The organism is Globicatella sp. HMSC072A10 (genome assembly GCF_001811625.1).
Lineage (GTDB): Bacteria > Bacillota > Bacilli > Lactobacillales > Aerococcaceae > Globicatella > Globicatella sanguinis.
On the sequence record NZ_KV805822.1, the window covers coordinates 61574 to 64185 of the forward strand.

General features: G+C 34.1%; 1 protein-coding gene. It reads left to right on the top strand.

What is annotated here, in order from left to right; all coding sequences use genetic code 11:
* The first annotated feature begins 782 nt into the window (after positions 1-782).
* Entirely contained in the window at positions 783-2585 is a 1803-nt protein-coding gene (gene glmS / locus HMPREF2811_RS10935) for a glutamine--fructose-6-phosphate transaminase (isomerizing) (protein WP_071409346.1), read from the top strand.
* The last annotated feature ends 27 nt before the right edge of the window (positions 2586-2612 follow it).

A 2612-nucleotide genomic window follows, 5' to 3' on the forward strand; every position in this document is an offset into this window, starting at 1 on the left:
GAACAGAATTTAAAAAGTTTTTGCCCAAACTCATGCAGAATTTATGCTTAACATTGCTAATAACAATCCACTAACTTATCTGTTTTGCTTAACTTTATTAATAATGACTCATACACATTTTGTAAGAAAATAAAACCTTGGCTTTACTAATGATAATAAACTAACGCATAATTATTCATAAAAAAGAGAGAAAGAGAGAGGTTTAAGAGGTTGAAATTTTCCTCACGAAAAATTTCTGCTGATGCCTTTCGCCTTCGGGTAAGGTATGACGGAGTGAGTAGAGATAGCTGATTTGAAGAGTATCTATTTTGGTTGATTAAATACTTGGCGGTAGCTGATTAGATTGTTGCATTGGTTTGTAACTGGGGAAAGTTACATGCAACAAATTGAGTAATCTTATTGTAACTTTTATACATAATTTTATATAGACGAAATTTAAGAAAATAAAGGGCTCAACTTTTAGGCCTTTTATTCTATCAAGCAGAACAACATGAAAATTATCATAGAAACCTTGTGAATTAGGTCGCAAGTTCTTGACATTTTCATGAAAAAAAGGGTAAAATAAAAAAGCTTTTAGAAAATAACTTATAGGAGGATAAAAATAATATCGGATAGCGCCAGGCCTGAAAAGGTGACGAGGATTGAACTTATCGAAAGATTCGGCGGATGGTTCAAGGCAGTGTAGTCTACAGTGTTTCTACAAAGAATAACCGAAAGGTTCTCACAAAAAGAAACACAACACCTAAAAGCAATATAAATTGATATAAAAAGGAGATATTTATATGTGTGGTGTAGTAGGTTTTGTTGGTAATGGTAAAGTACAAGAATTTTTGATTAATGGGTTAGAAAAATTAGAATACCGTGGTTATGATTCAGCTGGTATTTATGTAAAAGATGAAACTCATAATGGTTTATTTAAAGAAGTAGGTCGTATTGCAGATTTAAAAGCAACTGTTGATTTTGATTTACCGGCTTCAATTGGGATTGGTCATACACGTTGGGCTACTCATGGTCCTGCAACAGTGGAAAATGCCCATCCTCATACTTCACCAAATGGCCGTTTCGTTTTAGTTCATAATGGTGTAATTGAAAACTATACTCAAATCAAAGAACAATATTTAGCTGATGTTAATTTCTATTCAGACACTGATACAGAAGTAGCGGTAGCCTTAGTAGAACATTTTTCAAATGAAGGTATGGACACTAAAACTGCTTTCTTAAAAGCTTTATCAGTTATTGAAGGTTCTTATGCTTTCAGTTTAATTGATAATGAAGATCCTGATACTTTATATGCAGCAAAAAATAAAAGTCCATTATTAGTCGGATTAGGAGAAGGATTTAATTTAATCTGCTCTGACGCGATGGCTGCGATTCAAATGACTAACCAGTATTTAGAAATCCATGATAAAGAATTAGTGACTTTAACTGAAAATCATGTGCAAATCGAAAAATATTCTGGTGAAGTGGTTGATCGTCAACCATTTATTGCGGAATTAGATGCGGATGATTTAGAAAAAGGTACTTATCCTTTCTATATGATTAAAGAAATCGATGAGCAACCAACGGTAATTCGTCGCTTGATTTCTGAGTATACGAATGCAGAAGATCAATTTGAAATTGAACCTGAATTAAAAGCTGATTTATTAAATGCGGACCGTATTCATATTGTGGCATGTGGTACAAGTTACAATGCAGGTTGGGTTGGTAAATCTGTGATTGAAAAATTAACGAAAACGCCAGTTGAAGTTCATTTAGCAAGTGAATTTAGTTATGATATTCCTTTATTAGGGGACAAACCATTCTTTATTTTCTTAACTCAAAGTGGTGAAACGGCTGATAGTCGTCAAGCATTAGTTAAAGTCAATGAATTAGGTTACCATTCATTAACAATCACCAATGTTAAAGGTTCTACTTTATCTCGTGAAGCAACTTATACCATGTTATTATACGCTGGACCAGAAATTGCTGTGGCTTCTACCAAAGCTTATACAGCCCAAATTGCGGTTATGTCAATCATTGCAGAAGCGATGCGTGTAGAACGTAATTTACCTGCTTTATTCGATATGCATCAAGAATTAAGTAAAATTGCAGCGATTATGGAAGGTGTCTTATCAGAAAAATCGATGTTAGAAGAGTGGGTTCAAAATAATTTAATTGAAAATCGCAATGCTTTCTACATTGGACGTTTATCTGACTACTATGTTTCTATGGAAGGTGCTTTGAAATTAAAAGAGATTTCATACATCCAAACAGAAGCTTTCGCTTCAGGAGAATTAAAACATGGTACTATCGCTTTAATTGAAGAAGGGGTACCTGTCATTGCTTTAATTAGTAATTCAGCTGTGGCGGCTCATACACGTGGTAATGTGGAAGAAGTTAAAGCACGTGGAGCTAAAGCAATTGTCATTAGTACTGAAGAAGTAGCCAACGAAGATGACTTCTTTATTTTACCAAATATGCCAACATTATTAGCACCTTTAGGTGTTGTGGTAGTAACACAATTACTGGCTTATTATACAGCCTTACACAGAGGCTTAGACGTTGACAAACCACGTAACTTAGCAAAATCCGTGACAGTTGAATAATGGCTCTATGTCAAGTAGTGTTGGTAA

What these genes read in the sequence shown, in the direction of transcription:
- glmS (WP_071409346.1), top strand. Translation starts at nt 783, where the DNA reads ATGTGTGGTGTAGTAGGTTTTGTTGGTAATGGTAAAGTACAAGAATTT.